This window comes from Bradyrhizobium sp. 521_C7_N1_3, from assembly GCF_052075975.1.
GTDB classification, from domain to species: Bacteria; Pseudomonadota; Alphaproteobacteria; order Rhizobiales; family Xanthobacteraceae; genus Bradyrhizobium; species Bradyrhizobium japonicum.
Genome location: NZ_CP197232.1, coordinates 2,661,506 through 2,685,219, shown reverse-complemented (window position 1 = coordinate 2,685,219; position 23,714 = coordinate 2,661,506). Strand labels below are relative to the sequence as shown.

Sequence of the window (23,714 nt, the reverse complement as noted above, 5' to 3'; positions counted from 1 at the left end):
GCGGAAGGTGTCTAGCGCAACGAAGCAATCGTTTCCAGCCCTCGGGCCCCGCTTAATAGCCCAGCGCGCAGCCGTCCTTGCGCGGATCGGAACCGCCGGTGAGCGTGCCCTTGTCCCAGTCGATCCAGATCGCCTGCGCGCCGCCGAGCGGGCCGACCACGCTGGTGGTCTTGTGGCCGAGCTTCTTCAGCCCTTCGACGATATCGGCAGGCACGCTGTCCTCGAGCTGGTACTGGCCCTCGTAGTGCAGACCGCGCGGCATGTCGATCGCCTCCTGCACGTCGCAGCCATAGTCGAGGATGTTGGTCACCACGTGAGTCTGGCCGACCGGCTGATATTGTCCGCCCATCACCGCGAACGGCATCACGGAGCGGCCGCCCTTGGTGAGCAGGCTCGGCATGATCGTGTGCAGCGGGCGCTTGCCCCCGGCGATGCAATTGGGATGGCCGGGCTGGATGCGGAAGCCGCCGGCGCGGTTCTGGAACAGCACGCCGGTCTTGTTCGAAACGATCGCCGAGCCGAAGGAATGCGCGATCGAATTGATGAACGAGCAGACGTTGCGATCCTTGTCCACGACCGTGATGTAGATGGTCGAGGGATTCATCGGCGGCGCGACGTTCGGCAGGTCGAGCATGCCGTCCATGCGGATCTTGCTGATGTATTCGTCGGCAAAGCCCTTCGCGAGCATTTCGGCGACGTCAATCTTCATATGCTCGGGATCGGCGACATGCATCTCGCGATTCATGTAGGCGATGCGCGCGGCCTCCGCCTCGAGATGGAAGCGCTCGATGCTGAGCGGCGCGTACTTGGTCAGGTCGAACCGCGACAGGATGTTGAGCATCAAGAGCGCGGTGACGCCCGGGCCGTTCGGCGGGCATTGCCAGACGTCGTAACCCTTGTAATTGGCGCCGATCGGCGTCGTCGTCTCGGTGGTGTGGGCGGCGAAATCGTCGAGCGTGTGCAGGCCGCCGATCCCCCTGAGGGTCTCGACCATGTCCTCCGCGATTGCGCCCTTGTAGAAGGCGTCGCGGCCGTCCTTGGCGATCGCGCGCAGCGTCTTGCCGAGCTCGGCCTGGCGGATGACGTCGCCGGCAACCGGCGGCTTGCCGCCCGGCAACAGGTAACGCACCGTGTTGGTGCCACCCTTCAGCTTCTCGAACTGGTTCTTCCAGTCGAAGGCGATGCGCGGGGCGACGACGTAGCCTTCTTCCGCGGCCTTGATCGCGGGCTGCAGCAGGCGGTCGAATCCGAACTTGCCGTGATCGCGCAGCACGGTCGCGAAGGCATCGATCACACCGGGGATCGAGACCGCATGCGCCGAGGTCAGCGGCACGGAATTGATCTTGCGCTCGAGATACCAGTCGGCGTTCGCCGCCTTCGGGGCCCGGCCCGAGCCGTTATAGGCGATGATCTTGCCCTCGCCGCGCGGCTGGATCAGCGCAAAGCAATCGCCGCCGATGCCGGTCGATTGCGGTTCGATCACGCCGAGCAGCGCCGAACCCGCCACCGCCGCGTCCACCGCCGTGCCGCCCTCGCGCAGCACCTCGATCGCGGCCAGGGAGGCCTGCGGATGCGAGGTCGCGACCATCGCGTTGGTGGCGTGGACAGTGGACCTGCCGGGGAAATGGAAGTTTCTCATCGAAGTTCTGCTCTCTCAGGGCTCTCTTGGGGGGCTCTCTCGGGCCGTCAGCGCGGAGGGCGCGCCGTCTCGGAAAAACCGGGCCTACATGACACATTCCGGCCCACCGGGGCAATGCTGGCATACCAGCGAAATAGCTGCCATCCGCTGGGCGTATAGACCTTTTGCCGTCCGGAGCCATGCGGGTTTTCTGGGCGGCGGCCGCCTGCTAAACGAGCCGCCATGATCCACAAGGTCGCCGCCTTTTACCAATTCGCCGCCCTGCCCGATTACCGCGCGCTGCGCGAGCCGTTGCGCGCGTTCTGCGCAAGCCTCGCGCTCAAGGGCAGCGTGCTGCTCGCCCAGGAAGGCATCAACGGCACGATTGCGGGTGCGCCCGAGGCGATCGACGCCTTCGTCCACGAGCTCGCGCACGGCACCCTGTTCGGCGGCCGGCTGAACAATCTCGAGCTGAAATTCTCGACCGCCGAGGCGATGCCATTCGCCCGGCTCAAGGTGCGGCTGAAGAAGGAGATCATCACGCTCGGCGACGAGGCCGCCGATCCGACACGGCAGGTCGGCACTTACGTCGAGGCCGCCGAATGGAACGCGCTGATCGCGGCACCCGACACGCTGGTGCTCGACACCCGCAACGCCTTCGAGGTCGCGATGGGCACGTTCGAGGGCGCGGTCGATCCTGGCATCAGGAGTTTCGGGCAGTTCAAGGATTTTACTGCAAAGCAACTCGATCCGGCAAAGCACCGCAGGATCGCGATGTTCTGCACCGGCGGCATCCGCTGCGAGAAAGCGAGCGCGCATCTGCTCGCGCGCGGCTTTGCCGAGGTCTATCACCTCAAGGGCGGTATCCTCAAATATCTCGAAGAGGTGCCGGAGGCGCAGAGCCGCTGGCGCGGCGAATGTTTTGTATTCGACGAGCGCGTCGCACTCGGTCATGGCTTGCGCGAACGGGGCCCACGCGAACAAGAATTGGGGCACGGCCGTGACGAGTGACATCAAGACGCTGGGCGAGCGCATCGACACGCTGGAGACGCGCATCGCCTATCAGGACGATACGATCGAGACGCTCAACCAGACGATCACCGCGCAGTGGAAGCAGATCGACGCGCTGACGCGGAAGATCGCGGAGCTCGGCGAGCGACTTCAGGAAGCCGAGACGAATGCGCCGGGCCCCGCCAACGAGCCCCCGCCGCATTATTGAGGATGATGGGCTACAGCCCTGACGCCTTCGGCAGCAGGCTCGCCACCTCGACCGACATCATCAGGCGGTCGCGCCCGCCCTGCTTCGCCGCATAGAGCGCCTGATCGGCAGCCTCGACGAGCGAGCCCACGCCGGCGGTGCGTTCCAGCGCGGGCCGGCAGGCCGCGCCGCCGAGCGAAGCGGTGACGCAGCCCGACGCGCGATTGGTGCTGTGGACGAGGCCCGCCTCGCGGATCGCGCGGCGGATCCGCTCGCCGATCCGCGCGCAGCCGGCGGCATCGGTGTTCGGCAGCAGCATGGCGAATTCCTCACCACCGTAGCGCGCAGCCAGATCTCCGGCGCGCTGCATCTCGGCCGCGATGACCTTCGCCACCACGCGCAGACAGGCATCGCCTGCGGGGTGGCCGTATTCGTCGTTGTAGGCCTTGAAGTGATCGACGTCGATCATCAGCAAAGCGAGGCTGGAGCGGTCGCGATAGGCGCGCGCCCATCCCTCCTTCAACCGTTCGTCGAAGCGGCGGCGGTTGGCGAGCCCGGTGAGGCTGTCCTCGATCGCGAGCGTCTCGAGCCTGGTCTCCAGCTTCTTCTGCTCGGTGATGTCGCGCGAGATCGCGACCACCCCGTCGACGTTGCCGTTTTCCTTGCGCGTCACCCGCATGGTCGATTCGAGCCAGACTTCCGAGTTTTGCCGGTGCGCGTTGCGATAGGTGACCCGCGCCTCGTCCTTTTCGCCACGCTTCATGGCATCGACGAGCGCCTGGACCTGCGGCCGATCATCCGCATGGATGCCGGCGAGCGCCGGCGTTCCGATCAGCTGATTGGACCGCCAGCCGACGACGCGAACCGACGAGGGCGAGACATAGCGCAGCCGCTCGTCGAGCCCGATGCGGGTCACCATGTCGCTGGAGCCTTCCGCGAGCAGGCGGAAATGCGCCTCTTTCTCGACCAGGGCCGCGGCCATGCGCTGGCCCCGCTGCAACTGCCGCACCAGCACCGCGCCGATGACCGCGATCAGCACGACCAGCGCGAGCACGTAGAGCATGCGGGAGATCGCCGCGGCGCGCCAGGGCGCCAGCAGCTCGGCCTTGTCGACCGTGGCAAGCAGGACGAGCGGATAACGGCCAGAGCGCTTGAAGAAGCTGACGCGCTCGGCGCCGTCCAGCGGCGACCTGAAATGGTATGCGCCGCCCGGCTGCTGCAGGCTCGCGTCGCGGAACAGCGGCATGTCGGCGACGTTGCGGCCGACGAACCTGTCGTTGCTGGGATTGCGCGCGATGATCATGCCGTCGCCGTGCACGAGTGCCACGGAGCTGTTGCGGCCGAGCTCGAACTGCTCGTAGAAATGCGCGAGATAGTTGGCGCTGATGGTCGCAAGCACGACGCCGCCAAAGCTGCCGTCCGGCTTGTTGAAGCGGCGCGACAGGGTGACGACCCATTCGCCATCGAGCTGGCTCCGCACCGGACGGCCGACATAAGGCTCCCGTTTCGGGGAGAGCTGGTGATGACGGAAGAAGGCGTCGTCGCTGAGCGTCGAGCCGATCGTGCCCGGCGAGGTCAGCCAATTGCCCTGGTCGTCGATGATGGCAAGGCTGTGCACGCGCTCCATCGCCTTCTTGCGCGCCTCCAGGAGGGTGCGCAGCTTGGCGATCGTGGCGGGTTCGGCGCCGTCCATCTCCAGCCGGCTGACGACGCCGACGACGCCGGAATCCAGCAGGTCGAGGCTGTCCTCCGCATGCTGCGTCAGCGAGCGCGCGACATTCGCCATCTCGGTCTCGGCGCCCTTGAGCACGGCATCGCGCGCGGCCCATTCACGCCAACCGCTGACGCCGAGGATGGTCGCGCAAGTGAGCACGACGAACGCCGCCGCGCGCAACGGCAGACGGCTCCATCCGGCTCTTTGTGAGGCGACGGTCATGCGGCAGAAAATCTCCGATCGCCGGAACTTCCACCGCTTCTGTTATTGAACCCTGAAACGCTTGCCGACATTCGCAGCGTTATGCGGGTTTTCCCGTACTCCTACGGACTGGAGCGTCGCTGGATCGCTAACAATGCGTTAGCGACGCTATCGGAAACCGGCGACGCCGGGCTCGCCGAACATCGGCCATAGCTGAAGATCGACTTAACCTTGTCCCACAGCGAGGGACTGTCGGCGTCCGCATCGGCCTTCGACGGTGTCGGCTGCGCAGCGCTGACCGGATCGGACGCAGGGAAACTGTCCTCCAGCCCGGCTTCAAGCTTGGTATGGCGATCAGCGGCCAGCGCCTTGCCAAGATCATCAGCGTGCTTGTCGTGCGGCGCGGGATTGAATGTCTCAGCCATGGAGTCCTCCTCGATTGGGAGGTCAACGCGGCGCATTTGCGCTGGTTCCGCTGTTCCGCTCCGGCTCCCGGCGGTGTATCAGGAACCTCAATCTTGATAGGACCGTCCGTGCCCCAGTCTGCGACAAAGCCCTTCATCGACGTGCTCTCCGGCCAGCGCCAGGCTACCCCGCCCATGTGGATGATGCGGCAGGCCGGGCGCTATCTGCCGGAATATCGCGAGGTGCGGGCCAAGGCCGGCGGCTTCCTCGATCTCTGCTTCAACCCGGAGCTCGCCGCCGAGGTGACGCTGCAACCGATCCGCAGGTTCGGCTTCGATGCGGCGATCATCTTTTCCGACATTCTGGTGATCCCCTACGCGCTCGGCCGTTCCGTGCGGTTCGAGGTTGGCGAGGGTCCGCGGCTGGAGCCGCTGGATGATCCCGCGAAGGTCGCGACACTCGCCGCGCACGCCGACTTCGGCAAGCTCAAGCCGGTGTTCGAAGCGCTCAGAATCGTACGCGGTGCGCTCGATCCCAGGACCGCGCTGATCGGCTTCTGCGGGGCGCCGTGGACGGTGGCGACCTACATGGTCGCCGGCCAGGGCACGCCCGACCAAGCGCCGGCGCGGATGATGGCCTACCGGCATCCGGAGGCGTTTGCGAAAATCATCGACGTACTCGTGGAGAACTCGATCGAATATCTGCTGTCGCAGCTCGCAGCCGGTGCCGATGCGTTGCAGATCTTCGACACCTGGGCCGGCGTGCTGCCGCCGGCGGAGTTCGCGCGCTGGTCGGTCGAGCCGACCCGGCGCATCGTCGAAGGCGTGCGCGCAAAAGTGCCCGACGCGAAGATCATCGGTTTTCCGCGCGGCGCCGGCGCGCAACTGCCCGGTTATGTCGAGGCAACCGGCGTGAATGCCGTCAGCATCGACTGGACCGCCGAGCCGGCCTTCATCCGCGAGCGCGTGCAGAGCCGTGTCGCGGTGCAGGGCAATCTCGATCCGCTAGTGCTGATCACGGGCGGCGCTGCGCTCGATCGCGCGGTGGACAACGTGCTGGCGAATTTTGCGCAAGGGCGCCTCATCTTCAATCTCGGCCACGGCATCCAGCCGGAAACGCCGATCGCCCATGTCGAGCAGATGTTGAAGCGCGTGCGCGGGTGATTTGTTGCGTCTCCGAGGGGAGCGGAAACCAAAACCGCGAAAACAACCCCATGCACAGTAGAACCTATCTCAAAATTGTCGAAACAGGATCAGCAGGCAAGCGAGCTGGACGAAGCCGAGGAAGTTTTGCGGATAGAACTCCCAGCGGACCAGCAGGCGCCGCCGCCACTGTATCCAGGCGAAGAAGCGTTCGACCAGCCAACGCCGAGTATAACGACGGAGCCTGCGGCCGTCCTGGGTGAGCGACCTCACTCGGTTTGAACGATGTGGCGCGATCATCTCGATGCCTTGTGAGCGCAGTTCATCGTCGAGCGAATCGCTGTCATAGGCGCGGTCGCCGATCAGGTTCTCTGGCTTGGCCTCGATCATGTAGAAGTCGAAGCAGAGCTGTACCAAGCGCACTTCGTGATGGTTCGCGGCATGCGTGCTCACTGAAAGCGGCAAACCGTGGCGATCCACAATCGCCATGATTTTTAAGCCTTTTCCGCGCCTCGTTGGGCCGATCTCTGCACCGCCGCCTTTGGCCATCGCAAAGGTCGCGTCGATGAAACACTCCTCTTCGTCGAGCAAGCCTTTCTCACGAAGTTCGTTGGCTATATCGGTCAGAACGCGCCGCAACACTTCATTGCGACACCAGTTCTGAAAGCGACGGTGTACGGTCTTATAGTTCGGATAGCACTGCGGCAGCATGTGCCACTGCGCGCCCGTGTTCAAAATCCAAAGAGCGGCTTCGAGAACCTGACGTGTCGCAATCGGCTTCCGGCCCGGCCGGCCGTCGGCAATGTGCTCTTCCGGAAAGTGTTTCCGGATGCGCTCCCATTGCTCGTCCGTCAGCCGAATCATCTTTCCTTTATAGCCGATCGACGCTGATCTTCAATTTTGAGATAGGTTCTAGGGAGACCACGCCCGGTCAATGACTTAGAGGGCACTGAAATCAGATGCGCGGTCATCGCACTGGATGGCGCCGACGTTTGACACGTCGGGCAACACAGGAGCAGGATGGCATCATCCCGCCGATTACGATTTCACAGGCCAGCTAGCGCGGCCGGCTGCGCTCGATGATCTCGGCGGCGCCCTTCGTCAGCAGATCCAGTCCCACCGCACGGCCGAGCTCGCGCGGGCGGTTCGCGGGGCCCGTATGCGAGGCTTCGATGATCGTGTTGCCGGAGAGGTCGAGCACGGACGCCATCAGCGACATCTGATCGCCTGCGATGGTCGAAAAACCCGCCACCGGCGAATTGCAATGGCCGTTGAGCACCCACAGCACCTCGCGCTCGGCATCGGCAGAAGCGTGCGCGGAGGGATCGTCGATCGATGCCAGGATCTGCCGCGTCTGCCAGTCCTGCGCGGCACATTCCACGGCGACGATGCCCTGCCCTGCCGCGGGCAGCATCTCCGCCGCAGAGAATTCATAGGCGATACGGTGAGAGAGGCCGACGCGGTCGAGGCCGGAACGCGCCATGATCAGCGCATCGGCGGGACCCACCGCGCCGCCATCCGGCAACTTCTGCTTCTCGCCATTGTCGAGTTTTCGCACGCGGGTGTCGGCGGCGCCGCGGAAATGGATCACTTCGACATCGGGAAACAGCCGCCGCGCATAGGCGGCGCGGCGCACGGCGTTAGTGCCGATCTTGAAACCCTTGCCGCGCGACTGCCGCAGCGCTTCCAGCGTCACGCCATCGCGCAGCACCAGTGCGTCACTCGGGGGATCGCGCGATAGCGTGGCACCGATGACGAGGCCGGGCGTATCCTCGTTGCCGGGCATGTCCTTCAGCGAATGCATCGCCGCCTGCAATTCGCCGGAGAGCACGGCAGCGCGGATCTGCGCCACGAACGCGCCGCCCTTGCCGCCATGCGGCAGCAGCTTGCTGGTCTGGTCGAGATCGCCCGTGGTGTCGAACTTGACGATCTCGACATCGAGATCGGGCATGGCGGCGGTCAGGCGGCGCGCAATCTCTTCCGTCTGGGCCAGCGCCATCGCGCTCTTGCGTGTGCCGATCTTCAGTCGCGTAGCCAAGTCGAATGTCCTTTCAGCGCAATGTTTATCGCGCGTCCTCCAATATCATGTCGGAGGCCTTTTCGGCGATCATGATGATCGGCGCGTTGGTATTCCCCGACACGAGGTCCGGCATGATCGAACCGTCGACGATGCGAAGGCCTTCGAGCCCCCTCACCTTCAGCCGCTGGTCCACCACCGCCAGCGCGTCATTGCCCATACGACAGGTCGTGGTCGGATGGTAGATGGTGCTGCCGCGCTCGCGGCAATAATCGAGCAGCTCGCCATCCGTGGATACCTTCGCCCCGGGATCGTACTCGCCGACCACGAACGGCTTCAGCGCCGGCGCATTCAATATCTTGCGCAGGATCTTCAGACCTTCGACGTTCGTGGTGCGATCGGTCTCGGTCGACATGTAGTTGATGCGTATCTCCGGAGGCACGGTCGGGTCCGCGCTTTTGATGCGCAGGGTGCCGCGGCTTTCGGGCCGGAGCTGGCACACCGACGCCGTGAAGCCGGAAAAATCATGCAGCTTCTCTCCCATCTTGTCGGTCGAGAACGGCAGGAAATGCACCTGGATATCGGGCGAAGCAAGCCGCGGATTGGTCTTGAAGAAGGCGCCGGCCGTGCCGGCCGCGATCGTCAGCCAACCCTTCCGGAACAGCGCATAGCGCGCACCGGCCAACGTGCGGCGGAACGGATTATTGACGGTGTCGTTGAGCGTGATCTTCTGCGAGCAACGCATCACGATGCGGACCTGCATGTGGTCCTGGAGATCGTGCCCGACGCCTTGCGCATCGAGAACCACGTCAATGCCGTGCTTGCGCAACAGATCGGCAGGGCCGACGCCGGAGAGCTGAAGAAGCTGCGGCGAGTTATAGGCACCGCTCGACAGCACGACCTCCTTGCGCGCACGGGCGCGGCGCACGGTTGCGCCGTGCCGGTATTCGACGCCGACCGCGCGGCGCCCCTCGAACAGCACGCGTTGTCCGAGCGCCTCGGTCTCGACCTTGAGATTGCTGCGTGCCTTCGCGGGACCGAGATAGGCCACTGCGGTCGAGGCGCGCCGGCCGTTGCGCGTGGTGGTCTGGAACAGGCCGACGCCTTCCTGCGTAGCACCGTTGAAATCCGCATTGTACGGCAGACCGGTCTCGACCGCGGCGTCGATGAAGGCTTTCGACAGCGGATCGGTCACGACCATGTTGGAGACCGGCAGCGGGCCGCCGCTGCCGTGATATTGATCGGCGCCGCGCGTCTGGTTCTCGGCCTTCTTGAAATAGGGCAGCACGTCGTCATAGCCCCAGCCGGCATTGCCGTGCTGGCGCCAGCGATCGTAATCCTCGTGCTGGCCGCGGACATAGAGCAGGCCGTTGATCGAGCTCGATCCGCCCAGCGTCTTGCCGCGCGGCTGGAACACCTGCCGCCCCTTCAGCTCGGGCTCCGGCTCGGTCTGGTACATCCAGTTGACGGTCTTCTCCTTGAACAGTTTTCCGTAGCCGAGCGGAACATGGATCCAGATGTTGGAATCCTTAGGTCCTGCCTCGAGCAGCAGCACGCTGTGCTTGCCGTTCGCCGACAGCCTGTTGGCGAGCACGCAGCCGGCGGAGCCGGCGCCGACGATGATGTAGTCGAACTCGGGATCTGATGGCGCGAGGGAGGAATTTGCGTTCATGCGCTACTGTTCTTCTTGTTGGCGTGGGCGTTTCCGCTGCGTGATTAGCACAATCATGCAGCGACGCGCAGCGCCTCGACCAGTGACTTGAACGCACGGGCATATTCCGCCCCTGCCCTTGCGATATCCGCGCGCCCGGCGCAGGCGACCGCCGCTTCCGTCACCGCGCCAAGCAGCAGCCGCGCCAGCGGCTCGACCGGTTGCTTTGCGATGAGGCCGGCCTCCATCGCCACCGACAGCGCGCGCGGCATCTTGCCGCCAAAATGCTGCGCGTCGATCTCGCGCCAGCGCTCCCAACCGAGCACGGCCGGGCCGTCGCGCAGGATGATCTGACCCGTCGGGCCCTTGGCGGTCGCCGCAAAGTAATGCTGGGTGCCGGCGACCATCGCGGCGAGCACGTCCTTCTCGGCGCGCGCGGTCCGGTCGATCTCGGCGACGAGATCACGCGAGACAGCATCGAACACCGCTTCGAACACCGTCTCCTTGGTCTTGAAGTGATGATAGACCGCGCCCTTGGCGACGCCCGCGGCCGCCGCGATGTCGTCCATGGTGGTCGCGGCAAAGCCCTGCGTCCCGAACAGGCGGCGCGCCGCCGTCAGGATCGCCACCGATGTCGCCGCACGTCGTTCCGCCTGCTTTGCCATGGCTTCCGTCTAGTCTAATTCGTCGCACCCGGCCAGTTGACTTTTCGACTATCGGTCGGTATTTACCGACTATCAGTCGGTTTTAATCGTGAGGTGGTCCATGCCGAGCCGTGATGTCGTCGAAGCCTTTGCCAAGCGGCTGGAGAACGGGGAGTTTGTCGAAGCGATCGAGCAGTACTACACGCCGGATGCCGCGACCTATGAGAACAACGCCGCCCCGACGGTCGGCCGCGACAAGCTCGTCGCCAAGGAGCGCGGCGTGCTGGCGGCATCCAGGGAGGTCAAGGCCGTCCGCATCGGGCCGAGCCTGATCGAGGGCGATCACGTCGCGACCCGCTGGAGCTTCAGCTTCACCAATGCCGAAGGCGTCGTCCGAACGCTGGACGAGATCGCCTGGCAGACCTGGCGGGGGGATCAGCTGATCGAGGAGCGGTTCTATTATGATCCGAAGCAACTCGGGCGGTGACCGCGCCAAACGCCGGTGTCATCGCCCGGCTCGCCGTCTTCGCTAAAGCTTCGCCGGCCGAGTCCCCTTGCGGGCCCGGCGAAGCCTTGGCAGAGCCGGGTCGCGGGGCATGACAGCGGAGTTAGTGGCGGACGCTCGGCTTCCGTTACAACCGTAACGCGGGGCGCCGCATTTGTATCGATTTGTTATCGATACTGCGTGAGGAACACGCAGAAGTGGTCGCCCCTACCGTGGCAGCCAGGGATAATTCATAGTTCGTCAAAGGTTTGCGGAGAATTCTCCCGATCGAGCCGGACAAACGGCCCATGCTGCTAGGCCCTGGAATGCGGACTCAAACGACCAGCTATTTCGCGCGGCTGTTCGCCGGCGATCTGTCGGCCTTTGGCGGTCCTGCAACCGACGAAGCCGTCGCCGGACATATCCGCGCCGATCAGATGTCACTGGTGCTCGGCTACTCCGTCGGCATCATGCTTGCCAATGCCTGCAACGCAGCCGTGCTCGCCATCGCGCTCTGGCATTCGCCGGACTGGAAGTTTGCACTGGCCTGGGCCGCGATCGTGGCCGGCGCTGCGATTGCATTCGGCCTGCAATCCCACGCCTCGCGCCGGATCACAAAACCGCAATTCGTTTCGCGCCGGGCGATGCATCGGCTGGTGCGCAACGCCTTCGTGCTCGGCATTGCCTGGGGCATCGTCCCGGTCGCCTTCTTCGCGAATGCCGCGACCGGCGGCCAGCTCGTCATCACCTGCCTTTGCTCGGGAATGCTGGCCGGCGGCGCGCTGGCCTTCGCCACGATCCCGATTGCGGCCATCGCCTTCACGAGCCCCATCTTCGTCGGCATCGCCATCTGCCTCGGCCGCGACGGCGATCCCGCCTATGTGCTGATGGCCATCCTGGTGGTGGTTTACGGCAGCGTGTTGCTGCGCGCGGTGTTCGTCAATTCATTCGCGTTCGCGCGGCGCGTGATCCGGCAGATCGAGGCCGAGCGCACGGTCCGGCAGGATCCGCTCACGCTGTTGCCCAACCGCTTCGCCTTCAACGAGACGCTCGAAGCCGCGCTGCGGCGGATGGCCCTGTCCGGCGAGGAGTTCGCGGTGCTCCTGCTCGACCTCGACCGTTTCAAGGAGGTCAACGACAAGTTCGGCCACCCCGCCGGCGACGAATTCCTGGTCCAGGTCGCAAGCCGGCTGCAACGCTGCACGCGCGCCGCCGAGCACGCCGCGCGAATTGGCGGCGACGAGTTCGCGCTGGTGATGGCCAATCTGGCGCGGCCGGAGGATGCGCTCGAGATCGCCGAACGCTTCGTCGCGGCCTTCGACGAACCGTTCCAGATCGAGGGCCGCCAGATCGTCGGCGCGACCAGCGTCGGCATCGTGCTGGCGCCGCGCGACGGCACCACGCAGCTCGACATCATGAAGAATGCCGACGCCGCGCTGTATCGCGCCAAGAAGGCAGGTCCCGGCACGGTCTGCTTCTTCGAGGAAGCCGATGACAGGGTGTCACGCGATCGCAAGGCGCTGCAAGCGGACCTCGAAGGCGCCGTCGCCAGGGACGAGCTGTTCCTGGTGTTCCAGCCGTTCCTCGATCTCGGCGAGAACCGCATCACCGGCTTCGAGGCGCTGCTGCGCTGGCAGCATCCCCGGCGCGGACTGGTGCCGCCGAGCGAATTCATCCCGATCGCCGAGGAGACCGGGCTGATCCACGAGATCGGCGAATGGGTGATCCGGCGTGCCTGCGCGACGCTTTCCGACTGGCCGGAGGACATCAGGGTCGCCGTGAACTTCTCTGCCGCGCAGTTTCACAGCACCGGCATCCTCCAGACCATCGTGCAGGCGCTCGCGGACGCGAAGGTCGCCCCGCACCGGCTCGAGATCGAGATCACGGAATCGATGCTGCTGTCGAAATACGGCTCCGCGGCGTCGATCCTGAACGCGTTGCTCGAGCTCGGCATCACGGTCGCGCTGGACGATTTCGGCACCGGCTTCTCCTCGCTGACCTATCTGCGCAAGCTGCCGTTCAGCCGTATCAAGATCGACCAGTCCTTCATCCGCGACATGCTGGTGCAGCCCGACTGCGCCGCAATCGTGAAGTCGGTGATCTCGCTGGCGCGCGACCTGCGCATCGGCGTGGTTGCCGAAGGCGTCGAAACCGTCGACCAGCTCGAATTTCTGCGCCAGTTCGGTTGCGACGAAGCACAGGGCTATCTGATCAGCCGGCCGGTGTCGGTCGATGGCGTTCTGGCACTGCTGAACACGAAGAAGCTGCGGGCGACCTACGCGGCGTAGGGCAATACTCGCAAATGTGAGGGGGTCCGCTTCCAGCGGTGAAGCAGACTCGCGCAGGGCAGAACTTCTTCAAGCCGCCCTTTGCAAATGATCGCCGCACGTCCTGCATCCAGGGCCAGTCTTCGCGGTCATAGGGTTGGTCTGCTTCACTGACCTAAAGCTGCCCGCTGTTCTGAGAGCGTTTTCCGAGTGTTTCGGCGCGCTACCACTCTCAAGACGGCTTGCCGTGTCGGCCCCATTAAGCAACACTTGCCGCATTTCAGAGTAGATATTTTCAAGGGGCATTATCATGCCTGAGATATTCGAAGTCGTATTGTGGTGTGCCGCGCTTGCGACATGGTTGATGCTTCTCTTCGCCCTCGTGAGCAAGACCCTGAAACAGCACTCGAAGAGCATCCGCCGCGCGATAGAGGAAGCTTTCAAGCCCGACTTGAAGTAATGTCGGCTACGATGCTCGATCGAAACTGAATTGGCCCGCCCCGGTGACGAAGATCAACATCGCGCCTCCCATGATCGAGACATTCTTCAAGAAGTGGTTGTATTGACCGATCTGCTGCGCACCCGCGGGATACTCCCAGTAGCGGTGCGCAATAGCCGTTGCCGCCAATACGAACATAAACGTCAGGATTGCGCAGTAGCGCGTACCGACGCCCAATATCAAACCAACGGATATCAATACTTCCAGCACGATGGTCGTCATCGTGAACAGCTCAGGTGCTGGAAGGTTCAGGGACCTGAAATAACCCACAGAGCCGCTGAAGTTGGATATTGCTCCATACGCACTTCCGACGAATACCCACGCGAGGAGAATGCGGCCGATCAAAATCAGCGCGTCAGCTCGCCCTGTGGCGAACGCATCGACTGCCAGCGAGACAGAATTGGATTTCATGGCAGAATCTCCACCCTTGCTGTCAAAGACCGGCTGAACACTTTTACTGCGAGAGCAATCCTATCATGATTGGTGGACCGCACGAAGCGCTCTTGCCGGCCCATTGACGCAGCAACGAAGCCCGCATGTCACCATCCGCTCCCGAGAGGAGAGCGGATGCGCATGCGCTCAGGCTGATCGCGTTTTTCCGAGTACGCCTTCCAGGCCCGGTCAGACCGCATCCGCCCGGAGCAGCGTGTCAACGGTGATGGTGCCGCGGGCGCGGGAGACGCAGGCGCAGATCTTCTGGTTGCTTTGCTTCTGGTGATCGCTGAAGAAGACGTCGCGATGGTCGATCTCGCCGTCGACCTCGACCACGTCGATGGCGCACAGGCCACATTCGCCGCGCTTGCAATCGTACATCACGTCATGCCCGCTGGCATTGAGCACATCAAGCATCGAGCGCTCGCGCGGGATTTCGAGCTCGACATCGGTCCCCTTCAGGCGCACGCGAAACGTCTCGGTCGGCAGCGTGCCGCTGGAGCCGAAGGTCTCGTAGCGGAGATCGGGAAGTGGATGGCCAGCGTCGATCCAGGCGTGGCGCGCGGCATCCAGCATCCGCATCGGGCCGCAGAACAGCGCCAGGGCACCTTGCGGCAACGATCCGAACAGCGCATCGAGGTCGAGCCGCCGGCCCTCGTCGCTCGCGTGAACGACCAGGCGCTCACCGAGCATTTTGGCGAGATCGTCGAGATAGGCGGCATCGGCGCGCGAGCGCACGGCATAATGCAGCGTGACATCAGCGCCGCGACGCGCCAGTGCCTGTGCGGCGCCAAGGATCGGCGTGATACCGATGCCGCCGGCGATCAGGCAATAGTTTTCGCGGGCCCAGTCGACCGCGAGCAGCGAAGCCGGCCGGGTGATGTCGAGCCGAGCGCCCGGCGCGAGCAGCCACATGTAGCGCGAGCCGCCGCGGGAATCCTCGGCGCGGCGCACCGCGATCCTGAAACCGCGCGAGGACGCCTCGCCGACCAGCGAATAGGATCGCGTCTCCGGCAGGCCGTCGATGGTCACGCTGATATTGATGTGGCTTCCGACCGGATAGGCTGTGCCGTCGAACTGATCCGGCAGGATCAGGAATTCGCGGATGCCCGGCGCAAGATCGCGTGTCGCCACGAGCGTTGCCGGAATCCAGGTTTCGATGAAGCGCATGGCAATTGCCCTAGTCGGTTGCGGTCTTGATCAGCGCGAGCGCCGGCAAGAGGTCGAGATGGGTGCGGTTGCGCAACGCAAGCCGCAAGTTTCGCACCGCGAGGCGCGCGTGCTCGCGCATCACGGCTTCGGCGCGGGCGCCTTCGCGGTTCTCGATGGCGTCGATCACGACGCGATGGTGCTCCTGCCCGATGATCAGAATCTGCTGCGCCTCGGGCAGCGCCGATTGCGCCATCACGAAGCCGCTTGGCGAGGCGAACGGCAGCGCCGAAGCGCGGTCGATCTGCCGGATCAGCGGCGGGCTGCGCGACAATTCGGTGAGCAGTGCGTGGAAGCGCGCGTTCAGCGTGACATAGGAGGAGAAGGCATCGACCGAGATCGGCACCTGGCGCAAGAGCTCGTCGATCGCAGCGAGACATTCCTTGAGCGGCTCGAGCTCGCGCGCGGAAACACCGCGCTCGGCGGCGAAGCGCGCGGCGAGCCCTTCGAGCGTGCCGCGCAGCTCAATGGAATCGGAGATGTCGCGTTCGGAAAACGCCTTCACCATGAAGCCACCGGAGGGAATCGCCTCCAGCAGGCCTTCCTCCTCCAGCCGCACCAGCGCCATGCGCACCGGGGTGCGCGAGGCGCCGGTCGTCTCCACCGCCTGGAGCTCGGAGATGCGCTCGCCGGGCCGCAAGCTCCCCGACAGGATCTGGTCGCGCAGCGCGAGCTGCGCCTTCACGGTCTGCGAGACGGAGCGGTCGACCTCTCGCTCGGGCGCTGCTTTCACCTGGCCTACTCCGCGGCCTGGAGCTGCTGCGGCGCGCTTTCCTTCGCCACCATCCTGTCGATCAGCTTGCGCGTCCACATCGCACCGGCATCGATGTTGAGGTTGTAGAAGATGCGGTCGGGGTTCTCGTCCATGGCGCGCTGCTGCGCCTCGAGGATCAGCTCGTCCTCGTGGAAGATGCCGGACACACCCTCGCGGATCTCGGTGGTGATGCGCTGCTCGCCGATCTGATAGTTGCGGACGAACGCCCAGAAATAGTGGCAGGTCTTCTCGGTCTCCGGCGTGATGGTGTTGAGCACGAAACCGTTGACGCCCTGCGAGCGGTCGCCTTCGGGCGCACCGGTGCCTGTCGGCGCCACGCCGACATCGATCGCGATCGTGCACGGGGCTTCGAAGCGGATGATCTGCCAGCGGTCGACGAGGCCGGGCTTGCCGAGCTGCTTGGCCCAGAACGGCGGCGCCTCGATGCCGCGCATCCAGCGCGTCACCGTCACCGTCTTCTCGCCATGGGTGACATCGAACGGCGCCTCGGCGACCGCATCGTTGCCGATCGAGGAGCCGTGCACGAAAGTCTCGTGGGTGAGGTCCATGAGATTGTCGAGCACGAGGCGGTAGTCGCAATTGACGTGGATGGTCTTGCCATCGCCGGCCCAGGCCGGATCGTGATTCCAGTGCATGTCGGGGACGAGCGCGGGATCGGCGAGCGCAGGGTCGCCCATCCAGAGCCAGACGTAGCGATGACGCTCGACCACGGGATAGGCGCGGACGCAGGCCGACGGATTGATGGTCTCCTGCGAGGGCATGAAGGTGCAGCGCCCCTGCGCATTGTATTTCAGACCGTGATAGCCGCAGACGACGGTGTCGCCCTCCAGCCGGCCCTTGGACAGCGGCACCAGGCGGTGCCAGCAGGCATCCTCCAGCGCGGCCACCGAGCCATCGGCCTTGCGGTACATCACGACGTGCTTGCCACAGATCGTCCGCGGCAACAGCGCCGGCTTGACGTCAGCGTCCCAGGCCGCGGCGTACCAGGCGTTCATCGGGAAGGGTTTTGTCACGGGTCGCTCTCCCAAGGCTTATGTATGCGTTATGTATACAATAGCGAAGGGATAGAATCGTTCAAGGGGCAAAAATGCCGTAATATATTACCTATATGAGATGATATGTATACAGACTAAAATCCGCGGTCATTCCCCGCGAAGGCGGGGAATCCAGTACGCCGCTGCAGTCATTGGTCCACGCAACTCGCGCCGCGGCGTACTGGATCACCCGCTTTCGCGGGTGATGACGGCGGAGAATGCGGAAAACACTCCTCGGAGCAGCGGCCGAAGAGTCGTACGGGGCTCGGTGCCCTACGCCCCGAACACCTTCTTCAACCCCGCCTGCGCCTCTTCCTGAATCCGCTTCAGGTGCTCGGTGCTGCGGAAGCTCTCCGCGTAGATCTTGTAGACGTCCTCGGTCCCTGACGGCCTTGCGGCGAACCAGCCGAAATCGGTTTCGACCTTGATGCCGCCGAACGGCTGGCCGTTGCCCGGCGCCTTGCTCAGGGTGGCACGGACAGGATCTCCGGCGAGATCCTTCAGGCCGAGCTGCTCGGGCGTGACGGACTTCAGGATATTCTTCTGCGGTGTGGTGGCAGCGACGTCGATGCGCGCATAGTGCGGCACGCCGAGCTCGGCGGTGAGGTCGTTGAAGAGCTGGCTGGGATCGCGGCCGGTCTTGGCCATGATCTCGGCGGCGAGCAGGCCGAGGATGATGCCGTCCTTGTCGGTGGTCCACACCCCGCCGTCGCGGCGCAGGAACGAGGCCCCTGCACTCTCCTCGCCGCCGAAGCCGAAGCTGCCCGTGACAAGGCCGTCGACGAACCATTTGAAGCCGACCGGCGTCTCGACCAGCCTGCGGCCGAGCTTCTTGGCGACACGATCGATGATCGAGCTCGACACCACGGTCTTGCCGATCGCGGCATCCTTGCCCCAGTTCGGACGGTGCGCGAACAGATAGGAGATCGCGGTTGCGAGGTAATGGTTCGGATTCATCAGGCCGCCGGTGCGCGTCACGATGCCGTGGCGATCGGCGTCGGTATCGTTGGCAAAGGCGACGTCGAAGCGGTCTCGCATCGCGATCAGGCTCGCCATCGCGTAGGGCGAGGAGCAATCCATGCGGATCTTGCCGTCCCAGTCGACGGTCATGAAGCGGAAGGTCGGATCGATCGCCTCGTTCACGACGGTGGCCTTCAGGCCGTAGCGCTCGATGATCGGATGCCAGTAATGCACGGCGGCGCCGCCGAGCGGATCGATCCCGATATTGATGCCGGCGGATTTGACGAGATCGAGATCGACGACATTGCCGAGATCGGCGACGTAGGGCGTGATGAAGTCGTAGGCGTGCACGTTCGCCGACTTTTTCGCCTTGGCGTAGTCCATCCGCGCGACGCCCTTGAGGCCGTCGGCGAGATAGGCGTTGGCGCGCTTCTCGATCACGGAGGTCGCGTCGGTGTCGGCCGGCCCGCCATGCGGCGGATTGTATTTGTAACCGCCGTCCTCGGGGGGATTGTGCGAGGGCGTGACGACGACGCCGTCGGCAAGGCCGCTAGTGCGGCCCTTGTTGTAGGTCAGGATCGCGTGCGAGATCACCGGCGTCGGCGTGTAGCCGCCGTCCTTGTCGATCATGACGTCGACGCCGTTGGCCGCGAACACCTCGACGGCGCTGACCAGCGCCGGCTCGGCCAGCGCATGGGTATCGATGCCGATGAAGAGCGGGCCGGTCAGGCCCTTTTCCCTTCTGTAGTCACAAATTGCCTGGGTGGTCGCGAGGATATGGCCTTCGTTGAAGCTGTTCTTGAACGACGTGCCGCGATGGCCGGAGGTTCCGAACGCCACCCGCTGCGCGGGATCGCCGACATCGGGCTTGCCGGCGAAATAGGCCGTGACCAGCCGCGGAACGTTGGTGAGCGCGTCCGGCGAGACCAGCTTGCCCGCCGCGGGATGAACATCAGCCACTGAAATATCCTCGTCCTGTCGTGCAGAGTTTGTGGAATACCATAGCATCGGCCGGCCCCCCGCCAAGGGCACAACACGCGCGGCGGGCTGGCCGTTCCTGAGATCATGCTATGGTCTTTGAGATCGGGGCTTTTTCGAGTCGGGGCATGACGTTGTTTCACAGGCTCTTGGTTGTACTGATGGCCTGGCTTGCGACGGCCGGCATCGTGCCCAATGCGATGGCCGCGGAGTTCTACACGGAAGACCTGCGCATCCCGATGACGGAGGCCGGGCCTCAGGGGCTGGAGGCCTTTCTGGTCCGGCCGGCCGGAACGAAGCGTTATCCGCTCGCGCTGCTCAGCCACGGCTCGCCGCGCAGTTTCGACGACCGCGCGACGATGTCGGCGCACAAATATTACGGGATCGCGCTCGAATATGCCCGGCGCGGCTTTGCCGCGCTGATCGTGATGCGGCGCGGCTACGGCACCTCGCCCGGCGGGCGCGTCGACAGCGTCCGCGGTTGCGCAAATGCCGCCTATCTGCCGGCGGCCGCGGTTGCGGTCGCGGATTTGCGCGCGGCGATCGATGCGATGGGGCGCAGGGCCGACGTCACGACATCGGGCATGATCGCGGCCGGCCATTCCGCCGGCGGGCTCGCCACCGTCGCGCTGACGGCGCAGGCGCCGTCCGGTCTCGTCGCCGCGATCAGCTTTGCCGGCGGCCGCGGCTCGCGCGATGACGACGACGTCTGCAACGAGGATGGGCTGGTGCAGGCCTTTGCCACGTTCGGCAAGACCTCGCGCGTGCCAATGCTGTGGGTCTATGCGGCCAATGATTCGTTCTTCGGTCCCGATCTCGCGCGTCGCCTCTATGACGGATTTCGCGGCAACGGCGGTCACGCGAAATTCATTGCGGCGCCGCCTTACGGCGATGACGGCCACTATCTCTATTCGGTGGTGGGCCGCCCGCAATGGACGCTCTATCTCGACGCCTTCCTGCGCGAGCGCGGGCTCGGCCATGACATCCTGAGCCTCCCCGATCCGCTGCCGCCGCCGGGCCAGCTCAACGAGGCCGCGCGCGCCGAATTCTCGCGCTATCTCGCCAGCACCATGCCGCACAAGGCTTTTGCGGTGTCGCCGAACGGCGGTTACGGCTGGCGTTCGGGCCGCACGACCGCCGACGACGCCCGGCGCGATTCGCTTAGCGCCTGCATGAAATGGTCGCCGACCTGCACGCTGTATGCGGTCGACGACCAGCTGGCCGGGGCGACTAGAGCCGCTCGCTGAGCGCGAGCTTGTAGCCGACGCCGGTGACGGTCGCGATCACCGGCGTGCCGCTGCCGACGAGCTTGCGGCGCAGCCGCGCCACCAGCGCATCGACCGTGCGGATATCGACCTCGGCCTGGCGGTTGCTGACGACCTCGATCAGATAGTCGCGGCTGAGCGGCCGGCCGTCGGCGCCGACCAGCGCCGCGAGCAAGTCGAACTCGGCGCGCGTCAACGCCACCGGCTTGCCGTCGCTGCCGAGCAGCTCGCGCCGGGTCAGGTCGATGATCCAGTCGCCGAAGGCGATCGAATTGTGGTTGCGCGCCGCCTTGCGGTCGATCGAGCGCCGCCGCAGCACGCTGCGCGCGCGCGCGAGCAGGTCGCGCAGATTGATCGGCTTGGTGACGTAATGGTCGCCGGCGATCTCGAGGCCGAGGATGCGATCGACGTCGGTGTCGCGGCGCGTCACGAAGATGATGCCGGCGTTGCTGGTCGCCTGGATCTCCTTGGCGAGCTCGAAGCCGTCGCCGTCAGGCAACTGCACGTCGAGGAAGACGAGATCGGTGCGCGAGCGCAGCGCCTGGCGGCATTCCGCGCAGGAGCCGGCGCCGACCACGTCGAAATTGTTCTCGTTGAAATAGCCGACCAGCATCGTCCGCGTCACGGGATCGTCTTCGACGACGATCAGCCGCTCGCGGCCGGCAGGCCTCAATTCCTGACGTCCGGAATCAACCACGTTGTTGGATGTCCTGTGTGCTTGTGGCGCGGCTTGAAAGTTCAAGTCGTCGCGCAGCGCACTGTCCTGTGAACGAACATTCACGACTTATTCGAGCCCCCGAAATTGCCTGCTGGAATACTAGGCGTGTTGTGCTGCCCGAACAATATTGGTCATGATCTTGGCGCATTAAGTATGAATTGCCCCACAATTCTCATCGCGCGCATCATCATGCCGGCGTGGCTCGTGCGAGCGCCGACCAGGGCTCTCGACACCACCGATCCCGTACATTCGGCACCGGACTCAACCGCTGATTAACGTAAAGAAGGGCTTCAGCTTCGAAACAGCCGGCCGCGCCTCTATGGTCTCCGCTTGCAGATGCGAAACCACGGAGCAGGCGTGATGCGGGGGCAGGCCCGGTTGGCCGCCGAACGAACCGAGCAAGGTGCAATGCCTTTCGGTCGTTCGCACACGCTCGACGTCCTGCGCGGCCTCGCCATCGTCGGCGTGATGGCGATCCACGTCTCACAATCTTTTCCTTCAAGGATCCACGCCGTCGACTTCGCCTTCATGTGCGGCTGGACCGGCGTCAACGTGTTCTACTTCGTCAGCGCCATGACGATGTGTCTGATGTGGACGCAGCGCACCGAAACTGACCCAACGCGCAAATTCTACATCCGGCGCTTCCTGCGCATCGCGCCGCTGTTCTGGCTCGCGATCCCGCTCTATCTGCTCATCAACGGCACGGGTCCCAGCTACAACGCGCCCAACGGCATCGGGCCGCTCCAGGTGATCCTGACCGCGACCTTCCTACACGGCTTCTGGCCGGACAGCGTCAACAGCGTCGTGCCGGGCGACTGGTCGATCGCCGCGGAGATGACGTTCTATCTCGTCTTCCCCTTCGTGATCACGGCGTTCGGATCGCGCCGCCATCTCTATCTAGCGCTCGCGATCGTGCTGCATCTCGTCAATGTCTGCCTGTTCAAGCCGTGGGCATTCGCACTGTTCTCGGCCTATTACGGGCCCGGCCACGAAGCCTTCGTCTGGAATGCGTTGCACATCAGCTTCCTGAACCAGTTGCCGGTCTTCCTCGTGGGCTGCGCGCTGTTCTTCTCGCTGCGCGACGGCTTTGCGAAGTCGGACGCCGCGATCTTCGCCGTCTTCATCGCGCTGTCCTTCATCGCCGACCGCGCGACCGGCTCGCATGAATTCAACTACCTGATGATCAACCTCGTGCTCGGCGCGCTGGTTGCAGGTTGCATCCGCCTCGCGATCCGCTGCCGGCCGATCGAGGCGCTCGGCCGCAACTCCTATTCGATGTACCTGTCGCACTTCGCGGTGATCTACGGCCTGCACCAGATCTGGCCGCTTGCGGACGGACTGGTGTCGCTGCTGATCGCCTATACCGTTACCGCCGCGCTCAGCTATCTCATCGCGCGCGCGACCTGGCATCTGGTCGAGCGGCGTGCGCAGGATTTTGCACATCGCCTGACGTCCGCGGGATCGGACCGCTCGCCGATCCGGCCGACCATCGCTGCCACTGCGGCCGGTCTGCACTGACGCGCGGCTTGTCTAGTTGACGCCTTCGAATCTAAAGTACGCCACGAGAGATATTCAGACACGCTGGGGCGGCGTGATCAGATCGACCGGCTTCACGCTGGAGTAGGCGCCATGGAAGTCATACTGCTCGGCACCGGCGGCCCACGCCCGGACACGCGCCGCATGGCGACGACCACGCTGATCAGGCTCGGCGAGGAGAATATCCTGTTCGACGCGGGCCGCGGCGTTATGGTGCAGCTCCACAAAGTGGGCGTGCCGCTCGGCGCCATCAACACGGTCTTTCTCACCCATCACCACTTCGACCACATCGGCGACCTCTACGATGTGATGTTGAATTCGTGGATGCATGGCCGCAAGGACGATCTGCGCATCTACGGTCCGCCCGATACCGAACGGCTCGTCAACACGCTGATCACACAGGTCTACGACAAGGACATCGCCTGGCGGGATCAGGGCGAGCCGACCTTTGGCGGCTGGAAGCCGGTCATCGCGACGGACATCATTCCCGGCCCCGTCCTCGACACCGGTCGCTGGAAGATCAGCGCCGAGCTTGTCTCACATGGCGACGGTCTCGACATGTCGCCGGCGTTTCTCGCGCGCTGGATGTGCCTCGGCTTCCGCTTCGAAGCCGAGGGCAAGGTCATAGCGATCTCCGGCGACACGGTCCCCTGCCCCGGTCTCGAGCGGCTGGCACAGGGAGCCGACCTGCTGGTCCAGTGCTGCTTTCTCGCGACGCCTGAGATCACCAACGACCACTTCCGCCGGCTCGCAAAATATACGCTCGCCTGCGGCGATACGGTCGGCAAGGTTGCCGCCAAGGCCGGCGTTAAGAAGCTCGCGCTGACCCATCACCGGCCGCGCACTGACGATTCCATGCTGAACGCACTTCTCGCGGACGTCCGCCGAGACTACGCAGGTCCCGTCGTGCTCGGCGAGGACCTCACGCGGATCGAGGTCTGAGAGCCACAGGCACGCGAAGGCCTGC

20 protein-coding genes and 1 pseudogene are annotated in these 23,714 nt (G+C 64.6%); 8 read left to right on the top strand and 13 right to left on the bottom strand.

What is annotated here, in order from left to right; all coding sequences use genetic code 11:
- Positions 1-52: 52 nt before the first annotated feature.
- Positions 53-1,639, bottom strand: a complete 1,587-nt coding sequence (ggt, locus tag AB7008_RS12115) for a gamma-glutamyltransferase (RefSeq protein ID WP_039146361.1) — start codon at positions 1,637-1,639, stop codon at positions 53-55.
- A gap of 222 nt (positions 1,640-1,861) precedes the next feature.
- Between ggt and trhO the strand changes: the two genes are divergently transcribed.
- A complete protein-coding gene (gene trhO / locus AB7008_RS12110) occupies positions 1,862-2,629 on the top strand; it encodes an oxygen-dependent tRNA uridine(34) hydroxylase TrhO (RefSeq protein ID WP_441258865.1) in 768 nt (255 codons plus the stop codon).
- Positions 2,619-2,837, top strand: a complete 219-nt coding sequence (locus AB7008_RS12105; RefSeq protein WP_063985210.1) for a SlyX family protein — start codon at positions 2,619-2,621, stop codon at positions 2,835-2,837. Before trhO ends, AB7008_RS12105 begins: the two co-directional genes overlap by 11 nt.
- 10 nt (positions 2,838-2,847) lie before the next feature.
- On the opposite strand, the gene AB7008_RS12100 is transcribed toward AB7008_RS12105, so the two are convergent.
- Together AB7008_RS12100 and AB7008_RS12095 are read right to left on the bottom strand one after the other, a co-directional pair.
- On the bottom strand, positions 2,848-4,752 hold the full coding sequence (locus AB7008_RS12100) for a sensor domain-containing diguanylate cyclase (protein ID WP_441258864.1): 1,905 nt from the start codon (positions 4,750-4,752) through the stop codon (positions 2,848-2,850).
- A 191-nt stretch (positions 4,753-4,943) separates the two neighbouring features.
- Positions 4,944-5,156 (bottom strand): annotated as a pseudogene (locus AB7008_RS12095) (hypothetical protein); the annotation flags it as partial.
- A gap of 108 nt (positions 5,157-5,264) precedes the next feature.
- Between AB7008_RS12095 and hemE the strand changes: the two are divergent.
- Positions 5,265-6,299 (top strand): uroporphyrinogen decarboxylase, encoded by a 1,035-nt coding sequence (gene hemE, locus AB7008_RS12090; protein ID WP_441258863.1) that lies wholly within the window; start codon positions 5,265-5,267, stop codon positions 6,297-6,299.
- Between the two features lie 69 nt (positions 6,300-6,368).
- Here hemE and AB7008_RS12085 read toward each other — a convergent pair whose 3' ends face one another.
- From AB7008_RS12085 to AB7008_RS12070, 4 genes are all read right to left on the bottom strand, one after another.
- Positions 6,369-7,142 carry an IS5 family transposase gene (locus AB7008_RS12085; protein WP_014498128.1) on the bottom strand — a complete coding sequence of 258 codons (774 nt, stop codon included), beginning with the start codon at positions 7,140-7,142 and terminating at the stop codon, positions 6,369-6,371.
- 193 nt (positions 7,143-7,335) lie between these two features.
- A complete protein-coding gene (hemC, locus tag AB7008_RS12080; RefSeq protein WP_441258862.1) occupies positions 7,336-8,316 on the bottom strand; it encodes a hydroxymethylbilane synthase in 981 nt (326 codons plus the stop codon).
- A 25-nt stretch (positions 8,317-8,341) separates the two neighbouring features.
- Positions 8,342-9,967 carry a GMC family oxidoreductase gene (locus AB7008_RS12075; protein ID WP_441258861.1) on the bottom strand — a complete coding sequence of 542 codons (1,626 nt, stop codon included), beginning with the start codon at positions 9,965-9,967 and terminating at the stop codon, positions 8,342-8,344.
- Between the two features lie 53 nt (positions 9,968-10,020).
- Positions 10,021-10,611 (bottom strand): TetR/AcrR family transcriptional regulator, encoded by a 591-nt coding sequence (locus tag AB7008_RS12070; protein WP_441258860.1) that lies wholly within the window; start codon positions 10,609-10,611, stop codon positions 10,021-10,023.
- Positions 10,612-10,711: 100 nt separating this feature from the next.
- Between AB7008_RS12070 and AB7008_RS12065 the strand changes: the two genes are divergently transcribed.
- Together AB7008_RS12065 and AB7008_RS12060 are read left to right on the top strand one after the other, a co-directional pair.
- Entirely contained in the window at positions 10,712-11,077 is a 366-nt protein-coding gene (locus tag AB7008_RS12065) for a nuclear transport factor 2 family protein (protein WP_441258859.1), read from the top strand.
- A gap of 323 nt (positions 11,078-11,400) precedes the next feature.
- Positions 11,401-13,362, top strand: a complete 1,962-nt coding sequence (locus tag AB7008_RS12060) for a putative bifunctional diguanylate cyclase/phosphodiesterase (protein WP_441258858.1) — start codon at positions 11,401-11,403, stop codon at positions 13,360-13,362.
- 445 nt (positions 13,363-13,807) lie between these two features.
- On the opposite strand, the gene AB7008_RS12055 is transcribed toward AB7008_RS12060, so the two are convergent.
- The 5 genes from AB7008_RS12055 to pgm all read right to left on the bottom strand — a co-directional run bounded on the left by AB7008_RS12055 (position 13,808) and on the right by pgm (position 19,210).
- The gene (locus AB7008_RS12055; RefSeq protein ID WP_441258857.1) at positions 13,808-14,251 is read right to left on the bottom strand and encodes a DoxX family protein; all 444 of its coding nucleotides are present in this window, start codon (positions 14,249-14,251) and stop codon (positions 13,808-13,810) included.
- A 210-nt stretch (positions 14,252-14,461) separates the two neighbouring features.
- Positions 14,462-15,442 (bottom strand): PDR/VanB family oxidoreductase, encoded by a 981-nt coding sequence (locus tag AB7008_RS12050; RefSeq protein WP_441258856.1) that lies wholly within the window; start codon positions 15,440-15,442, stop codon positions 14,462-14,464.
- Positions 15,443-15,452: 10 nt separating this feature from the next.
- Positions 15,453-16,214 carry a GntR family transcriptional regulator gene (locus tag AB7008_RS12045; protein WP_028160342.1) on the bottom strand — a complete coding sequence of 254 codons (762 nt, stop codon included), beginning with the start codon at positions 16,212-16,214 and terminating at the stop codon, positions 15,453-15,455.
- Positions 16,215-16,219: 5 nt separating this feature from the next.
- Entirely contained in the window at positions 16,220-17,269 is a 1,050-nt protein-coding gene (locus AB7008_RS12040; RefSeq protein WP_028160343.1) for an aromatic ring-hydroxylating dioxygenase subunit alpha, read from the bottom strand.
- A gap of 294 nt (positions 17,270-17,563) precedes the next feature.
- A complete protein-coding gene (pgm, locus tag AB7008_RS12035) occupies positions 17,564-19,210 on the bottom strand; it encodes a phosphoglucomutase (alpha-D-glucose-1,6-bisphosphate-dependent) (protein WP_441258855.1) in 1,647 nt (548 codons plus the stop codon).
- 146 nt (positions 19,211-19,356) lie between these two features.
- Between pgm and AB7008_RS12030 the strand changes: the two genes are divergently transcribed.
- Positions 19,357-20,475 (top strand): alpha/beta hydrolase family protein, encoded by a 1,119-nt coding sequence (locus tag AB7008_RS12030; RefSeq protein WP_304492938.1) that lies wholly within the window; start codon positions 19,357-19,359, stop codon positions 20,473-20,475.
- Here the strand turns inward: AB7008_RS12030 and AB7008_RS12025 are convergent.
- Positions 20,459-21,274 carry a response regulator transcription factor gene (locus tag AB7008_RS12025; protein ID WP_038936894.1) on the bottom strand — a complete coding sequence of 272 codons (816 nt, stop codon included), beginning with the start codon at positions 21,272-21,274 and terminating at the stop codon, positions 20,459-20,461. The genes AB7008_RS12030 and AB7008_RS12025 overlap by 17 nt on opposite strands.
- 345 nt (positions 21,275-21,619) lie before the next feature.
- On the opposite strand from AB7008_RS12025, the gene AB7008_RS12020 reads away from it, so the two are divergent.
- Positions 21,620-22,729 carry an acyltransferase family protein gene (locus AB7008_RS12020; protein ID WP_441258854.1) on the top strand — a complete coding sequence of 370 codons (1,110 nt, stop codon included), beginning with the start codon at positions 21,620-21,622 and terminating at the stop codon, positions 22,727-22,729.
- Positions 22,730-22,840: 111 nt separating this feature from the next.
- Positions 22,841-23,689 (top strand): MBL fold metallo-hydrolase, encoded by an 849-nt coding sequence (locus tag AB7008_RS12015; protein WP_441258853.1) that lies wholly within the window; start codon positions 22,841-22,843, stop codon positions 23,687-23,689.
- Positions 23,690-23,714 lie beyond the last annotated feature (25 nt).